This is a genomic window from Streptomyces sp. NPDC030893, assembly GCF_055571535.1.
In genome coordinates, this window is the sequence record NZ_JBVIFC010000001.1 from 268404 (window position 1) to 284161 (window position 15758).

17 protein-coding genes are annotated in these 15758 nt (G+C 69.0%); 3 read left to right on the plus strand and 14 right to left on the minus strand.

The genetic code is table 11. The features are described 5' to 3' along the window. From ACZ434_RS01165 to ACZ434_RS01200, 8 genes are all read right to left on the minus strand, one after another. A complete protein-coding gene (locus ACZ434_RS01165) occupies positions 1-267 on the minus strand; it encodes a hypothetical protein (RefSeq protein WP_468450470.1) in 267 nt (88 codons plus the stop codon). Between the two features lie 24 nt (positions 268-291). Then, positions 292-1170 (minus strand): immunity 49 family protein, encoded by an 879-nt coding sequence (locus ACZ434_RS01170; RefSeq protein WP_468450471.1) that lies wholly within the window; start codon positions 1168-1170, stop codon positions 292-294. Positions 1171-1182: 12 nt separating this feature from the next. Further along, positions 1183-3735 (minus strand): hypothetical protein, encoded by a 2553-nt coding sequence (locus ACZ434_RS01175; protein ID WP_468450473.1) that lies wholly within the window; start codon positions 3733-3735, stop codon positions 1183-1185. Next, a complete protein-coding gene (locus tag ACZ434_RS01180) occupies positions 3732-4124 on the minus strand; it encodes a DUF6507 family protein (protein ID WP_468450475.1) in 393 nt (130 codons plus the stop codon). The genes ACZ434_RS01175 and ACZ434_RS01180 overlap by 4 nt, the downstream gene beginning before the upstream one ends. A gap of 84 nt (positions 4125-4208) precedes the next feature. Next, positions 4209-4520, minus strand: coding sequence for a pore-forming ESAT-6 family protein (locus ACZ434_RS01185; protein WP_468450477.1), 312 nt, complete (start codon positions 4518-4520; stop codon positions 4209-4211). Positions 4521-4564: 44 nt separating this feature from the next. Next, complete coding sequence (locus ACZ434_RS01190) at positions 4565-4897, minus strand: hypothetical protein (RefSeq protein WP_468451758.1); 333 nt, start codon at positions 4895-4897, stop codon at positions 4565-4567. 214 nt (positions 4898-5111) lie between these two features. After that, positions 5112-5321, minus strand: a complete 210-nt coding sequence (locus tag ACZ434_RS01195) for a DUF397 domain-containing protein (protein WP_468450479.1) — start codon at positions 5319-5321, stop codon at positions 5112-5114. After that, positions 5300-6151, minus strand: coding sequence for a helix-turn-helix domain-containing protein (locus ACZ434_RS01200; protein ID WP_468450481.1), 852 nt, complete (start codon positions 6149-6151; stop codon positions 5300-5302). Before ACZ434_RS01200 ends, ACZ434_RS01195 begins: the two co-directional genes overlap by 22 nt. A 202-nt stretch (positions 6152-6353) precedes the next feature. Between ACZ434_RS01200 and ACZ434_RS01205 the strand changes: the two genes are divergently transcribed. The 3 genes from ACZ434_RS01205 to ACZ434_RS01215 all read left to right on the plus strand — a co-directional run bounded on the left by ACZ434_RS01205 (position 6354) and on the right by ACZ434_RS01215 (position 7700). Next, entirely contained in the window at positions 6354-6602 is a 249-nt protein-coding gene (locus ACZ434_RS01205) for a hypothetical protein (protein ID WP_468450483.1), read from the plus strand. Position 6603: 1 nt separating this feature from the next. After that, on the plus strand, positions 6604-6804 hold the full coding sequence (locus ACZ434_RS01210) for a hypothetical protein (RefSeq protein WP_468450485.1): 201 nt from the start codon (positions 6604-6606) through the stop codon (positions 6802-6804). A 242-nt stretch (positions 6805-7046) separates the two neighbouring features. After that, a complete protein-coding gene (locus ACZ434_RS01215; protein WP_468450487.1) occupies positions 7047-7700 on the plus strand; it encodes a DUF7691 family protein in 654 nt (217 codons plus the stop codon). A gap of 617 nt (positions 7701-8317) precedes the next feature. Here the strand turns inward: ACZ434_RS01215 and rbsD are convergent. The 6 genes from rbsD to ACZ434_RS01245 all read right to left on the minus strand — a co-directional run bounded on the left by rbsD (position 8318) and on the right by ACZ434_RS01245 (position 15714). Then, positions 8318-8707, minus strand: a complete 390-nt coding sequence (gene rbsD / locus ACZ434_RS01220) for a D-ribose pyranase (RefSeq protein WP_468450489.1) — start codon at positions 8705-8707, stop codon at positions 8318-8320. After that, on the minus strand, positions 8704-9609 hold the full coding sequence (locus ACZ434_RS01225; RefSeq protein WP_468450491.1) for a ribokinase: 906 nt from the start codon (positions 9607-9609) through the stop codon (positions 8704-8706). Before ACZ434_RS01225 ends, rbsD begins: the two co-directional genes overlap by 4 nt. Positions 9610-9705: 96 nt before the next feature. Then, positions 9706-11664, minus strand: coding sequence for an ABC transporter permease/substrate-binding protein (locus ACZ434_RS01230; RefSeq protein ID WP_468450493.1), 1959 nt, complete (start codon positions 11662-11664; stop codon positions 9706-9708). Continuing rightward, entirely contained in the window at positions 11654-13189 is a 1536-nt protein-coding gene (locus ACZ434_RS01235; RefSeq protein WP_468450496.1) for a sugar ABC transporter ATP-binding protein, read from the minus strand. The genes ACZ434_RS01230 and ACZ434_RS01235 overlap by 11 nt, the downstream gene beginning before the upstream one ends. Continuing rightward, entirely contained in the window at positions 13186-14220 is a 1035-nt protein-coding gene (locus ACZ434_RS01240) for a LacI family DNA-binding transcriptional regulator (protein WP_468450498.1), read from the minus strand. The genes ACZ434_RS01235 and ACZ434_RS01240 overlap by 4 nt, the downstream gene beginning before the upstream one ends. 135 nt (positions 14221-14355) lie before the next feature. Then, a complete protein-coding gene (locus tag ACZ434_RS01245; RefSeq protein ID WP_468450500.1) occupies positions 14356-15714 on the minus strand; it encodes a HEAT repeat domain-containing protein in 1359 nt (452 codons plus the stop codon). Positions 15715-15758 lie beyond the last annotated feature (44 nt).

Sequence of the window (15758 nt, forward strand, 5' to 3'; positions counted from 1 at the left end):
TCACCGGCTTGTAGGACCGCTGGAAGGCGTGGAAACACCGGGGGAGTACGGGCTGTCCTGCCCCATCAGCCGATGCGACACGAACGACCACCCCACACACCCCGCACACAGCACGGCCGCGATCACCATCCCGGCGACCACCTTCCCCAACCGCTCGTCCACGGCCCGCCGTTGCCGCTGCGCCCCGAACACCAGAGCATCCCGCAACCGCCGCCGCCGCACGGAAACGGATTCGAGCAGCTGACTGTCGTACTCCTGGGCGGACACGCTGATCATTCACCTCAAGTCGGGTCAGGTGGGGAATTCGCCGAGCCACGAACGCTTCAGAAGGTGCTTGGGCAAGTATTCGGATTCAGTCTCGACCGGGAACTCGTTGTCGTAAGCCATGCAGGCCAACGCGAGGGGGGCGAGAGCCACCAGGCCGTCACCGCTCAGGGCGCGCGCGGCGTCGCCGGCCCAGTACTGCTTGTGCCCAGTGACGGCGTCAACCAGCGCACTGTTGAACTGATCAATTTCCCGCAATTGGAAGCGGTGGAAGAGTTCGAGCGGCGGATAAAGGATCTTCAGCGTCATTTCCTTGTCAGTGACACCCTCTCGCTCGGGATCGGTGCCTTTGACCGCTGATACCAGCTTGTCCCACATCTCCGTTGCCCGACCGGCCCAGTAGTTCTGAAGAGCCTCCACCCAGTCGTAGACATGGTCGTCGAAAAATGCGCCCTCGGGAACAGAGGAACGGAGAAATGACACAGGTACCTGCATGAGTCGATCGAGGCGATCGTTCTCGCGGCAGATCGTCGCCAGATAGACCGACGTGAGCCAAGCCCCCGCATGCGTGTAAGGCATCGGCCCCGTCGGAGGCAGGTTCTTCACCTCGCCCGTGCTCCCGATCCGGCACGGTACGGGCCCCTCGGTGGCTGTGGCCGAGTCGAAAAGGGCGCAGCCGACCTGCATGGCGGTGACCCAGGCCTCCCACGTCTCAAGTTTGGCGGCTTCGGGGTCCGTCAGGCAGCGCCACTTGGCCATCGTCAGGGTGCTGCTCAGTGCCCGATGGCGGGACATCTCCGACCTTTCCAGTCGGTCGAGGACCCGGCGTGTCCCCTCAATGAGTGGCGCCATGGCCTCGGCCGCGTTGTCCGTGCGGAAGTCATGGCGCGGAACGCTCGTGACCACTGAACCTCTCCTCTAACCGATCTTGAAGTGTTCCATCACGGCACCAGTGTAGGATCCCGTGTTCTCCTGCGCCTTCACTAGGACGTACTGCAGTTTCTTGTTTTCCAGAGCGTCATCGAGGGCGTTGGCGATCTCGGAATCCTTCCCGCCTCGTGCCCACATTTTGTCAAGGATTGTGTAGACGTATTCCTTGGTCCCCTGTTTAACCATCATGCCTTGATAGGGGCCCGCTCCTCTGCGCCAACCGAGGTCCGCTGAGGGCGCCTTCGCTTCGACGATCACGTAGCTTCCGTCATCGCCGAGTTTGTACACCTGGTCGAACATGTCTGCGCCGTTGGGCGTCTTTGGAAGTGGTATCCACTCGGCGCCTGGGAATTGACGCGGAACTACGTGCAGTTCAGCGGCCTTCTCGCCCAGTCTCTCGGATATCTTGCTGTTGTTCGGCACATCGCCGAGTTGTGCGGTGTATGCCTCCTGCGCTCTCTTGAGGGCATCGTGTGCATCGGGTGTAGGGGATTCCTCGACTGCCTTCTTTGCGTCGGTGAGATCTCCCGCCACCTTTCGGTCCTTCGCCAGCCTGTCGAGTTCAGGACGATGTGCTGGGGTCACCGAGTCCGGCCCCAGGGGTGTCCGGCCGTACTTGACATCCGAAGGGCCGCTCGGCAGGTCGTGTTTGGCTACCAGGTTACCGCTTGCGTCCCTGGCCAGGATGGGCAATTCGACACCGTCAACGATTCTTGAGGCTTCCTTGCGTCGGTCGAGAGCGTCATAGTGCTCATCGCGCCAAGCCGGGTCGTTGTTGGCCTTCCAGACGTGCTCGTCCTGTATGCGCTTGCGTTCCGCGGCGCTGAGTTCCCGGTCCCCGGAAGAGCGCCTTCCCTCGGAATGGTGATCAGGACCACTTGAGCTTGCGGAAGACCTCGATGGCTCGTGACCGGTACCGGACCCGTCGGCATGGCCTGTTGCTCTGTCGGATCCGCCGCCCGAAGGCCCGTCGCCCCCCGCCGCGCCCCCGCCCGTGTCGCGGGCGGGCACCGTGTCCGTGCCGCGTGCCCCGGCGGGTTCGCCGGCGTGAGCGGAGGCCGGTGTGTTCCCGCCGGCCCGCCCGGTCGCGTCGCCGCCGACGTGGGCCGCCGTGCCCCCGGCCACATGCGCACCCGCCCGGTCGCCCGCCCCGACGAGCACGTTCTCCTCGTGCCGCAGGTTCTGCTCCAGCAGGCTCCGGTCCGCCGCCGACAGTTCGACCTTCGCCGGCGCAGCCGTCCCGTCCGGGCGGACGACCGAGCCGTCGTCCAGGTTCAGGCGGGTGCCGTCCGGCCACTCCACGATGTTGTCGCGGATGACCGGCATGTCGTCGGCGGTCCGTACGACGCTGCCGTCGGGCTGGACACGCCCCGCGCCGGACAGGACCTCGGCGTACGTGCCTGCCTGCACGCCCCGCAGACTGGCGAACAGGTCGGAGACCTTGGCCGTGCCGAACGTCGCGGCCTTGCCCAGATACGTCATCGGGTCGACCAGCCGCGCGGTCTTGCCGAGCGCACCCACCGTACGGGCCACCGCGCCGCTCTTCGCCGCGGCACCGGCGCCCCCGGTGAACACGGTCGTCAGCACGTTGAACGTGACCGCGCCGCTCGCCCGCGCGGGGTTCTCACCCCACTGGTCCCAGGCCACCAGCGCCTTGCCGGCCTCCTTGACCGTGTTGCGGGAGTCCCGCAGGTAAGAGGGCAGCTTGTCCTCGGGCGCGGCCCAGTAGGCGACGCCGACCACGGGCACCGCGGTGATGAGCACACCGGTGGCCAGCTTCCCGAGCCCCTTCCAGGCCTCGCCTGCCGCGTCCCAGCCGTCGAAACCGACGAGGGTGCCCAGCCCCCGGATCGTGCCCCACACCCCGTCGACGACGAATCCCTTGCCGAACTCCCACACCTGGTGGCCCAGCCAGTCCAGCCCGTGCCGCTCCTTCTCCACGGTGCTGCCCCAGGGCAGTTCCCCGGACTGGTTCAGCAGGTCGGCGGTGAAGCCGTAGACCTTGGTGCCCCGCTCCAGCAGGCGCTTCTCCGCGCCGTTCTCCACGATCAGCGTCGAACCGCCCACCAGCGCGGTGATCGTGTTGTGGCAGGTGATCTCCGCCTGCCAGAAGGCGGCGGTGGTGGTGTTGACGTCGTGCACGAGGTCGTTGTTGAGCTGGACGTTGTCGTCGTCCTCGCGCCAGTCGTCGTCGCCCGCTATCTGCTGCCGGAAGGTTTCCGCACGCTGCTTGAGGCTCTTCAGCTTCGCCACGAGCGGCTGGATCTCCGTCTCGTACGAGCTGAGCGCCGCCGCAACCTTCTCCAGGTCGTCCGCGAACTCGTCGGACTTGGCCGCCACCGGCGCCGTCGTCGCGAACAACTGCTCCGCCTCCGGAGCCGTGTAGTGCGCCGACAGCCCCTGGAACCGGGTATGGACGTCCGAGCCGGACTGACGGAACGCGATCGCCTCCGCCGTCAACAGCATGTGGTCCGTGCCCAGTTGCTCCAGATCACCGGTGAACTGCGGAATGTTCTGCGGGTCGATCGGGGTCGCGCTCACCGGCCCCCCTGCTGCCCGTCATCGGCCCCCGACAGGTCGATCACCGGTTCCTTCAACGCGTCCGCCTGGCGCAGCGCGGCCATCTCCAGGTCACCCCTGACATACGCGGTGGTCGCGTTGAACGCCCCGTTGTAGGAGTTGGACGTACGCACCGAGACATACATCAACTTCTCCTGATACGCGGTGAAGAATTCACTCAGCGCATTCGCGACGGGGCCCTGGACCCCGCTGCGCTCCACACCGCCCTGCTGGATCGTGCCGGCCGACTTCGCCGCGCTCGGCAGGGTCAGCTGCAAGGCCTTCCCCGTGTTCGCGAGGCCTTCGGCTGCCTTCGCCATCTCATTGAGGACGCCCTGAACGCCCGATGGCGAGATGTCCCACCCCGTCATGTGGATTCCCCGTTTCCCCGTACTCCGGTCCGCCGTCGCCCGCAGCCCGCCGTCGTGCCCGCGTCAGCCGCCGTCGTGCCCGCGTCAGCCGATGTTGTCGACCGCGGCGCGCGCCCTCGCCATCGTCGACTGGGCCGTCCCGTCGTTGTCCTCAAGGGTCGTACGCACCAGCTGGATGATGCTGCGCACCTCGTTCGCCGCACGGTTCCAGCGCACTTCCTTGCCGTGGTACTCCTCGGAGACCCCGTCGGCCTGGAAGTCGGCCATGGCGGCCTTCACGGCCTTGTCACGGTCGGCGAGCACCCGCTCCAACTGCGCGATGATCCCCTGCAGTCCGCCCTGCACCTCGCTCGAAGCACCGGTGTCGTAGGAACGGCGGTCCAGGTTCTGACCCATCCTCAAGCCCCCTGTATCTCTTGTCGTCCGCTCGGTCCGGTGGTTCAGCGCGCGCCGAAGCGGGCCGCGTCGAAGTTGGCGGCACCCATGTTCTTCTGCGCGTTGTCCTGCTGCTCGCCCTCACCGGTCGTGAACGCGGTGTCCATACCGCCCTGACCTTCGAGGATCGCGGCAAGCGACCCGTTGAGCGCGGCGGTGATCTCGTCCGCACGCGTCTTGAACGAGTCGAAGGCGACCTTGCCGGCCCCGTTGAACTTGCCCTCCAGCGGCTCGGCCGCCTGGATCAGCATCCGGATCAGCGTGCCCAGGTCGGTACTCGAACCGGCCGTGTTCCGCCCCAGATCCGACAGCGTCGTGGACCCCATGTCGAACTTCACGCGCACCCCCATGCGTCCCGCACATCACAGCTTTACTCGAACATGCTGTCGCACAACCCGTTGCGGACGCAACGCGGTTGATCACGATGTGACGCGATCCGGACATGAACGGGAAGAAGATGCCACCCAGCGCCTGGGGGCAGGGCTGGCGACGCCGAGGCGTGTGCCGAAGCGAGCCCCGGAACGACACCGAGACCGTAACCTCACAACCGCCCTACAGGCAGCTGTCCTTGATGCCATCGACGAACGATCGCCAGGCCACCCCGTCGAGCATAATCACAGGGCCGGTCACACTCTTGCTGTCGCGTACGGGGACTGCTCCGGGAAAGCCGTCGCAGACCTCGACGCAGGCATCCCCCTGCTGGTTTCCGCTGTAGGAGGACTTGCGCCAGCGGACACTGCTCAGTTCCCGGATGGCTCGCATGGCTCGTACATCCCCATCGTCGCTTTGATCAACGCTGCCGAATCCCTTGGCGGGAGGGCGCTGGCCTTCATCAGATCGTACTCTCGCACGCGCTGCCTGACGGTCTCGCAGTCGTCGAAGGCCTCGCCGTTCCTGGGGCCTTCCTGGTACACGGTGGTGGAGTTGTCCGGGAGCGTGAGCAGGATGAGCGTGCCGTTCATCAAGGTGCATGAGCCCGCCGCGAACGGGACGACCTGAATCGTCGTGCAGCGCGATTGCACCAGGGGAAGCAGGGCCGCGAGTTGCCCGTACATCACCTCTGGCCCGCCCACTGCCTGCCGTAGGGCTGCTTCGCCAAGGATCCACCAGAAGTGCGGAGGGTTGTCACGGCGCAGAACCTCCTGACGTCCCAGGCGCGCGGCGACCAAGGAGTCGATCTCCCTGGGGCTCATCTGGGGGTTTCCCTCAGGGAACAGCGCATGCATGTATGCCGGTGTCTGGAGCAGTCCGGGGATGATTCCTGCGCAGAACTCCTGAATCCGCACCGCCCGAGCCTCCAGCTCCAGACAGTGATCGAACCGCCTCGGCGTGTGCTCCCGCTTCACCGCCCCCCACAACCCCTGGAACAGCTCCCCCGTCCCGAAGGCCGCGTCCAGCTTCTCCGAGATCGGCGGCAGCGGGAGCCGCTCACCGGTCTCCACGCCGTGCAGGTGTGTCTTGCTGTAGTTGACGATGTCCGACATCCGGTCCAGCGACAGCCCGATGAGCTGGCGTTGGCGGCGCAGTTCGACGCCGTACAGGTCACGGGCGGAGTGAACGGGTTCGAGGTCGCGGGAGGAGGGCTGGGTCATGGTGGTCGGTGCTCCCTTGCCGTGTGCCGTGCCGCATGCCGTCCCGCGCTCTCGGAGGGACGGGACACGCGCCAACGGTAGTCGCGTACAGTGACAGTGTGGACGCGAACGGTGATGACGCCCAAGTGATGGCCGTCCCGGACCCCCCTTCGGAACACCGTCACCCTGGCCGGCCACCCACGCCCGCCACGACGCTGAGAGCGTGAACAGTGAAAAGCAGAGGGATGCCTTCCCGGCCGGCCGACTCGCCTACGACGTACGCACGGAGAGGCGCGGCATCGTCATGGACCACCAGGACGGCTTCGTCTGGCTGCGCCCCGAGGGCGGCGGCACGGAATGGACGGCACTGCCCGCCGACGTGCGGCCGTTGCACGTCCGTGAACGGCCCGGGGAACCGATGCGAGCGCGGGTGGCCAAGGCCAACGCCCGCAGCAGAGGGGAGGTTCTCTGACATGAGGGACGTGGAACAGGCGTGTGAGGACCTGCGCGAGGCGCTCGCGGCGGCGGGGGTGAAGCTGCCGTCCCTCGGCCTCGACACGGCTTCGTGCACCGGCCCCACGGCCCTTGTGCTGATCGACCTGGGCCGCTGCAACGTAGCGACGGCCCGCGCGCTCACCTCCGCACTCCGGCACGATCAGGGGCTGGTGCAGTGAGGTGGTCCCGGCGTTACCATCGCGACCACCTAGCAGGCCCTTGCTGCCGCATGTGTCGAACTGCTGATGCGAGGAGTTGCCCCACGACCGACACCGCTCCTCAACGGCGCACCCTCGCAGACCACTTGGCTGGGCTTCGTTCGAACTCCTCCGGACCTGCATCCTCTCTCACCGATGAGGATCTGTGAGAGAGGCCTTGCCCGCTGAGTTGGATGTCAGTGGCGGCTGGCAGCATTGCGACCATGAGCCGGATCATTTCGTACAGCACAGCCGACAAGGCCGACGTCCTGGGCTTTCTCGGTGCCGTCGGCAACCTCACGTCCGAGCAGCAGCGCATCCTCGACCGGATACGCGAGAGGGCGCAGAACAGCCAACTGGAACTCGACCGACAGGGTATCGACTGGGGTTTGTCGATCCCTGACGCCCTCGAACACCTCCTGGCAGGTCACGCAAGTTCGAACGCGGAGTACGCGGCCGGCGCCTACTACCGTGCCCTTCAGCACATCATCGACTGCAACGCGTCCGATTCCTCCGAACTGGGCGTGTACTCCAAGCCATCCACGTTCTTCGGCCTCGTCGACGAAGAACTGCACCGCCTGGGTGTGAGCGCTGAGCTGCTGCTGCATGAACACCTGTTCTCGGGGCCGCCGATGGAGATCCCCTTCCACATCCCCTACCCCGTGGACGGCCCGCACATCGGCATGTTCCCGTTGGCCAAGGCCAAGCCCGCTGCCGATGCCTACCGCGCCGTGCTGGACCGTATGGAAGAGGGATTCCGGTACGACATCCAAGAACTCATCGAGAAGCTCGAGTTCGAGCACGACGATTGGGAGTACGCGACGAAGAACATCGACTGGTACACCCAGGACACCATCTTCTTCTCCATCACTGGATGATCGATCCAGATGGGGACAGCCTGTCGGCGCCGCGGAACTGCGGGCAGAGCCCTGCAGGCTGTTTCTCAGAAGAACACCCCGCAGCGCCGCAGTAGGACGTTCGCGCGGTTGTCGGGTCAGGTGGGGAATTCACCGAGCCAGGTGCGCTTGAGCAGATGCTCGGGCAGGTATTCCGACTCGACCTCGATGGATCGACCAGCCTGGCCCCGACCAGGCTGGCATCGGTGAACCAGGACTCTTGAAAGATACCTTCGGAGAGATCCGCCCCGCTCAGGTCGAGACCGATCATGTCGATCCCGCCTGTGCCGCCCGCCTGAAGCCACTCCTGAAGACGCATCGCGGCCCGGCGGTCAGGAATCTGCTCAGACCCCTGCATAGGGCCATCGAGACGTCGGATCCCCACTTGTCGACCGTCCTTGTCCAACTCGTGTGCCGCAGGACTTTCACGGAACCGTACAACCCTCCGCCCACCTCGCGGGTCGTACTTCGCGTCAGGACTTCTGGGTGGGGACCCGGGGGGGATGTGAGGGGTCCTGGCAGGGGAGGGAAAGGGAAGGGGCCCGGTCGACGGACCGGGCCCCTTCGAAGTTCGTTCGCCGTCGCGTCCGACGGGCGCGTCAGAAGAACACGCCGCAGCGCAGCAGCACGTTCGCGTACGGCTGTGCCTCGCCGGTGCGGACGATGAGCCGGGCGCCGGCGCTCAGCTCCTTGAGGCGCTCGTGCGGGACCAGCGCGAGGGCGGGGAAGTGGCCGGACAGCAGTTCCGCCGTTGCCGGATTGGCGCCGCGTACTTCGACGGCGGCCGTCGCGCCCTCGATCACCAGCTCGCCGAGCAGCCCCTCCAGCACCTCCGCGAAGGACGGCACCCCGGCCCGGAAGGCCAGGTCCACCACGCGCGGTCCGTCGGGTATCGGCATGCCGGCGTCGCACACCAGCACCCCGTCCCCGTGCCCGAGTTCGGCGAGGGCGCCGGAGAGGTGCCGGTTCAGGATTCCGTGCTTCTTCACAGCGCGGCGACCTCCGCCGCCGTCGGGTACGACACCTGCGCCCCCTCCTTGGTGACCGTCGCCGCCCCCACCCGGGCCGCGTACGCCGCTGCCTCCGCCAGCGGCTCGCCCGCGCCCAGCCGCCAGGCCAGCGCCGCGGTGAACGCGTCACCCGCGCCGGTGGTGTCCACGGCGTGCACCTTGACGGACGGCACCCGGGCGGTGCCCTCCGCGGAGGCGACCAGCGCGCCCTCGCCGCCCAGCGTCACCACCACCGAGCGCGGGCCCTTCGCCAGCAACAGCCGCGCCCAGTCCTCGGGTTCGTCGCTGAGGGTGCCCGCGTCACCCAGGATGACCTTCGCCTCGTGCTCGTTGGCGATCAACGGATCGCAGGCCGCCAGGATCTCCGCCGAAAGGGGCTGCGGCGGCGAGGGGTTGAGCACGAACCGGCTGCCCGGCGACAGGCTCCGCACCACCTCCACCACCGTCTCCATCGGGATCTCCAACTGCGTGGACACCACCCGGGAGGCGTGGAACAGGCTCCCGGCCGCCCGTACGTCGGCCGGGGTCAGCCGGCCGTTGGCGCCGGGGGAGACCACGATGCTGTTGTCCCCGGACGGGTCCACCGTGATCAGCGCGACCCCGGTCGGCGCCCCGCCCACCAGCACACCCACGGTGTCCACCCCGGCCGCCCGCTGCGAGTCCAGCAGCAGCCGGCCGTGCCCGTCGTCGCCGACCCGCGCCAGCAGGGCCGTACGGGCACCGAGCCGGGCGGCGGCGACCGCCTGGTTCGCGCCCTTGCCGCCCGGGTGGACGGTCAGGTCGGAGCCGAGCACCGTCTCCCCGGCGCCCGGCCGGCGCTCGACACCGATCACCAGGTCGGCGTTGGCCGATCCGACGACCAGGAGGTCGTAGTCGTACATGAATCGCTCCCCGATCCGAGTGGGGGGCGGGCGGTCGACGTGACCGCCCGCCCCGATGTCCCTGTGCCGCGCGTCCGCGCGTCCACGCGTCCGGTGTCAGCCCTCGAAGCCGGCCACGTTCTCCTTCGTGACCACCTTCACCGGAACCTTCACCATCTTCTCCACCTTCTCGCCGTCGGCGGCCTTCAACGCGTTGCGCACGGCGATCCGGCCCAGTTCCTTCGGCTGCTGCGCGACGGACGCGTACAGCGAACCCGCCTCGACCGCCTTCAGCCCGTCCGGCGTGCCGTCGAAGCCGACGACCTGGACCGACTTCCCGGCCTTGGAGCCGAGCGCCTTGATCGCGCCGAGCGCCATCTCGTCGTTCTCCGCGAAGACACCGTTGATGTCGGGGTGCGCCTGGAGCAGGTTCGTCATCACGTCCAGGCCCTTGGTGCGGTCGAAGTCCGCGGGCTGCTTGGCGACGACCTTGATGCCCGGGTAGTCCTTCAGCCCCTCGGCGAAGCCCGCCCCGCGCTCCCGGCTGGCGGAGGTGCCGGCCTGGCCCTGGAGGATGACGATGGTGCCCTTGCCGCCGAGCTTCTCGGCGAGCGCCTTGGCGCCCAGCGCGCCGCCCTCGACGTTGTCGGAGGCGACCAGCGCCGCCGCGTCCGCCTTGTTGACGCCCCGGTCCACGGCGATGACGGGGATGTCCGCCTTGTTCGCGCCGCGCACCGCGGGCCCTGCGGCGTCGGAGTCCACCGGGTTGACGATGACGGAGGAGAGCGAGCCGCTGGTGAAGTTCTGCAACTGGTTGGCCTGCTGGGAGGCGTCGTTCTGCGCGTCGGTGACCGTCAGGTCCACGCCCAGCTTCTTCGCCTCCTCCTCGGCACCGGCCCGGATCTGCACGAAGAACGGGTTGTTGAGCGTCGACAGCGACAGACCGATCCGCTGCGTCCTGGCCGCCGAGGACCCGTTGTGCAGCAGCGAGGTCGCGGCGACCACCGCGACGGCGACGACGGCCGCGAGGAGATACGTGAGTGCCTGCTTGCCCCGGTTGCCGCTCCCGGACGCCCCGGCGGCCGGAGTGGTGGCACCCGCCTTGCGGCGCAGCGTGTCGAAGAGAACGGCCAGCGCGATGACGACACCGATGACGACCTGCTGCCAGAACGCGGAGACGGACAGCAGGTTGAGCCCGTTGCGCAGCACGGCCAGGATCAGCGCGCCGATCAGCGTGCCCGACGCCTTGCCGGTGCCGCCCGCCAGCGAGGCACCGCCGATGACGACGGCGGCGATCGCGTCCAGTTCGTAGCCCTGCGCGGCCTGCGGCTGCGCGGAGGCCAGCCGGGAAGCGAGCACGATGCCCGCGGCGGCGGCGAACAGACCCGAGAAGGCGTAGATGGCGAGCTTCTGCCGCTTCACGCGCAGACCGGACAGCCGGGCGGCCTCCTCGTTGCCGCCGATGGCGTACATGGAACGCCCGATGTACGTCCGCCCCAGGATGAAGGCGGTCAGCAGCCCCATCACCACCATGACGAGCACCGGCACCGGCAGCCAGCCGCCGAGCGTGTCACCGAGGTGGGAGACGGAGTCGGGGAACGCGATGGGCGAGCCCTGCGAGATGACCAGCGACAGACCGCGCGCCACCGACAGCATCGCCAGCGTCGCGATGAACGACGGCAGCTTCCCGTACGAGACGAGGAAACCGTTCACCAGACCGCACGCGATGCCCGTGACGACGGCGAGGAGCACCGCCAGGACGACCGGCATCCCGGCCTCGGTCGCGCTCCACGCCAGCACGGTCGCCGACAGTGCCGCCACCGAACCGACCGACAGGTCGATGCCCGCCGAGACGATGACGAAGGTGACGCCGAAGGCGAGGATCGCGGTCACGGCGGCCTGCACGCCGACGTTGAGGAGGTTGTCGGCGGTCAGGAAGTCCCCGGACAACGCCGACATGGCGATCACGAGGACGATCAGCGCGGTCAGCGCGCCGTTGTCGAGGAGCAGGCGGCGCAGGCCGCCCGTGGCGCCGCCCTGCGCGCCCGGTTTGCTCTTGAGCGTGTCAGTGGCCACGGGAGGCCTCCGTTCCGTCCGTTCCGTTGGTGTGCGTGCTGACGGCGAGCGCCATCACGGCGTCCTGCGTGGCCCGTTCGGCGGGGAGTTCGCCCGCGACGCGCCCCTGCGCCATGACCACGACCCGGTCGCTCATGCCCAGCACCTCCGGCAGATCGCTGGAGATCATGAGCACGGCGGCACCGGCGGCCGTCAGTTCGTTGATGAGCTGGTAGATCTCGACCTTCGCGCCGACGTCGATGCCGCGCGTCGGCTCGTCGAGGATCAGCACCCGGGTGTCGGCCAGCAGCCACTTGCCGATGACGACCTTCTGCTGGTTGCCGCCGGACAGTGTCCGCACGTGCTGCCCGAGACCGGCCATCCGCACGCCGAGCTGCCCCGCGATGCGTTCCGCCGCCGTGTGCTGCCCCTTGAGGTCGACCAGTCCCGCGCGGGAGGTGGAGCGGAGCGTGACGAGCCCGAGGTTCTCCTCGACGGAGGCGTCGAGCACCAGCCCCTGCCCCTTGCGGTCCTCGGGCACCAGCCCGATCCCGGCCGCCATCGCGGCGTTCACGTCATGCCGGCGCAGCGGTGCGCCCGCGACGTGCACGGACCCGGCGTCGTACGGATCCGCCCCGAACACCGCCCGCACGACCTCCGTCCGCCCGGCGCCCACGAGTCCCGCGATGCCGACGACCTCACCGGCCCGCACCTCGAAACTCACGTCGTGGAAGACACCGTCGCGCGTCAGGCCCTCGACCTTGAGGAGGGCGTCACCGGCGTCGCCCCGCTCACGCGGGTACTGCTGCTCGATGGACCGCCCCACCATGAGCCGTACGAGCTCGTCCTCTGGAGTGGAGGCGGGCACCTGCCCGACGCTCCTGCCGTCCCGGATGACGGTGACCCGGTCACCGAGGGCGGCGATCTCCTCCAGGTGATGGGTGATGAAGACGATCCCGACGCCGTCCTCGCGCAGCCGCCGCACGATCGCGAACAGCTTCTCGACCTCCTCGGAGGTCAGGACGGCGGTCGGCTCGTCCATGATGAGCACGCGCGCGTCCAGGCTGAGCGCCTTCGCGATCTCCACCATCTGGAGCCGTGCGATACCGAGTTCACGCACCCGCGCCCGGGGGGAGACCTTGACCCCCACCCGCTGGAGCAGCACCTCGGCGTCCGCGTCCATCTTCCTCCGGTCGATCATCCCGAACCGGCGCGGCTGCCGCCCGAGGAAGATGTTCTCGGCGACCGTCAGATCGGGCACCAGGTTGAACTCCTGGTAGATGGTGGCGATTCCGAGCCGCTCGGAGTCCTGCGCACCGTCGATGCGGGTCTCCTCACCGCCGACCACGATCCGCCCGGCATCGGGCGTGTAGGCGCCGGAGAGCATCTTGATCAGCGTGCTCTTGCCCGCGCCGTTCTCACCGAGGAGCACATGCACCTCGCCCCGGCGCAGGTCGAAGTCGACGCTGTCGAGCGCGACCACGCCGGGGAACGTCTTGCGGATGCCCTCGATGCGCAGCAACTCGTCCGGACTGCGGCTGCTCACGGCGTACTCCTTCGTACGGGGGACGGGGGTTCTTCGGGGGCCGCCTCACCGCAGGAACGGCGGACGACCAGCCGGGCGGGGAGGGTCACGGACTCACCGGTCCGTCCCTCGATCCGGTCGACCAGCGCGCGCACGGCGGCCCGCCCCAGCTCCCGGGTCGGCTGGGCGATGGCGGTGACCGGCGGACCGGTGTGCACGAACCAGGGGATGTCGTCGAACGCGGCCAGCGCGATGTCGTCGGGGACGCGCAGCCCGCGCGAGCGGATCGCGTCCAGCGCGCCGAGCGCCATCAGGTTGTCGGCGGCGAACACGGCCTCGGGCGGCTCGGCCAGATCGAGGAAGCCCTCGGTGACCCGGCGTCCGCTGTCGGCCTGGAAGTCGCCCTGGCCGATGTAGGCGCCGGGGAGGGCGAGCCCGTACGCGCCGAGCGCCTCCCGGAAGGCGTCCACGCGCTCCCGGCCGGTGGTGGTGGCGGCGGGCCCGGCGATGATCGCCAGCCGGCGGTGCCCGAGCCCGTACAGATGCGCGACGAGATCCCGTACGGCGGCCCGCCCGTCCGACCGGACGACAGGCACGTCCACGCCGGGGATCCAGCGGTCGACGAACACCATGGGCGTCCCGGCCCGCGCGGCACCCAGCATGCCGGGCGACCCGCCGTCGGTGGGGGAGACGAGCAGCCCGTCGATGCGCCGGTCCAGCAGCGTCGTCACATGGTGGTCCTGGAGGTCGGGCCGCTCGTCGGCGTTCCCGATGATCACGCTGTACCCGAGCGCGCGGGCCTCCTCCTCGACGGAGCGGGCCAGCTCGGTGAAGTACGGGTTCATCACGTCGCTGATGACCAGCCCGAGGGTGCGGGTCTGATCGGTCCGCAGCGACCGGGCGACGGCGTTCGGCCGGTAGCCGAGCCGCTCGACGGCGGCGGTGACACGCCGTCGCGCGTCCGCGCTGACGGACGGGTGCCGGTTCAGCACCCGCGACACCGTGGCGACGGACACGCCCGCCTCGGCAGCGACGTCCTTGATGCTCGCCATCGCCGTTCCACCTCCTCGTGGAATCGATTACACGGAGGATTGGAATCGATTACATGGCTGGATGCAAGGGGGTGGCGGGTGGCCGAAATCGAATCGTGACGTGGTGAGACGCGTCGTGCGGGCGGGCGTGTGCGCTCAGTCGGCGGCCGAACGTTCCCTGTCGTACTGCCAGTGCCACACCTTGCACCACCGGTGGTCGTCGACGCCGCCCCTGTCGATGTGCTTGATCCGCTGGTACGCCTCGGCGGTGCGGGGGTCGTCGCGCAGGGCGAGACCGTAGGCGGCCTCGAGGCGGGTGAGCGGCTCGTCCTCGTCCAGCAGCGCCACCAGGGCGTCGGCGACGGCGGGCGTACGGTCCCGGCAGGAAGCCAGGAGCGCGGCGACCTCGCCCCGCAGTTCGGTGTCCGGGCCCTCGGCCAGCATGAGCAGGGCCTGCACGGCCGGAGCGAGGAGGGCGTCGTCGTCCACGGCCGGCCTGCAGGCGAGGATCCGCACGCCGGCGTCGGGGTCACTGAGGAGGGTGGACAGCGCGGCCCTGGCCCGGGGCGTCAGAGAAGCGCCCTCAGCGGGCCAGAAGAGCCCGGGCACCTGCCGGCGGACCCGGGCGTCGGAATGGCCGGCGTAGCGCAGCCCGGCGGTCTCCCGGCCCGGATGCTCGTACTCGGCGAAGGCTTCCAGGAGCTTCGCGAGCATCTCGGTGTCCGTTTCCTCCGCCGCCCAGGCGCCCAGGAACGCGCCCTCCTGTTCCGCGTACGGCGAGTCGTGCACGAGGACTCCCCGGGCCCGCAGGAACTCCACCAGGAACCGGCGGTGCGCCCGGTCGGGATGGTGGCGGTGGGCCACCACGGCCGACCAGGTCTCGAAGCTGCGGCGTTTGAGGAGGACCCGTAGGACCTCCCACCGGATGGCGTGCTCCTCGTCCGGCTCGCCGGCAGCCCGGGAGATCAGCTCCCCGACAGGGGTCAGGATGCCGAAGGCCCACTCCAGAGCGGTCAGGATGCCACCGTGCCCGTCCCGTACGACGAGACCGTCCAGTGAGACCTGGTGGACCTGGTGGTACGCGTCCGCGTCGTCCGGAACGCGGACCGTCACCGCCGGACCCGTCGCGCCCGTGCGGCGCCGCAACTCCTCGGCCGGGCCCGTCTCGTACCAGGTCCGGGCCAGGGCGAGCAACCGCTCGCGCGCCTCCTCGGACAGCCGCAGCCGGGGCTCTTTGCCGAGGACGGCCGTGAAGACGGCCGGGGAGCCTCCGTCGACGGACCGCCACAGTGGTGTGGTCCCGTCCGGCAGCACCCGATCGGGATCGGCCCCGCCCTCGACCAGCACACCGGCGACGGCGGAATCGAACGCCGCGACGGCCGCGCACAGCACCGGCAGCCCGTCGTCGCCCAGGGCGTCCGGATCGGCGCCCTGGCCCAGCAGCGTCCACACCGCGTCGTCGTCCCCGGCCTCGACCGCCGCCACGAGCCGCCGGTCGACTTCACGTTCACTCATGAGTGGCGAGCCTTCATGGAAAGCCGGGTGCGGACAAGCGATTT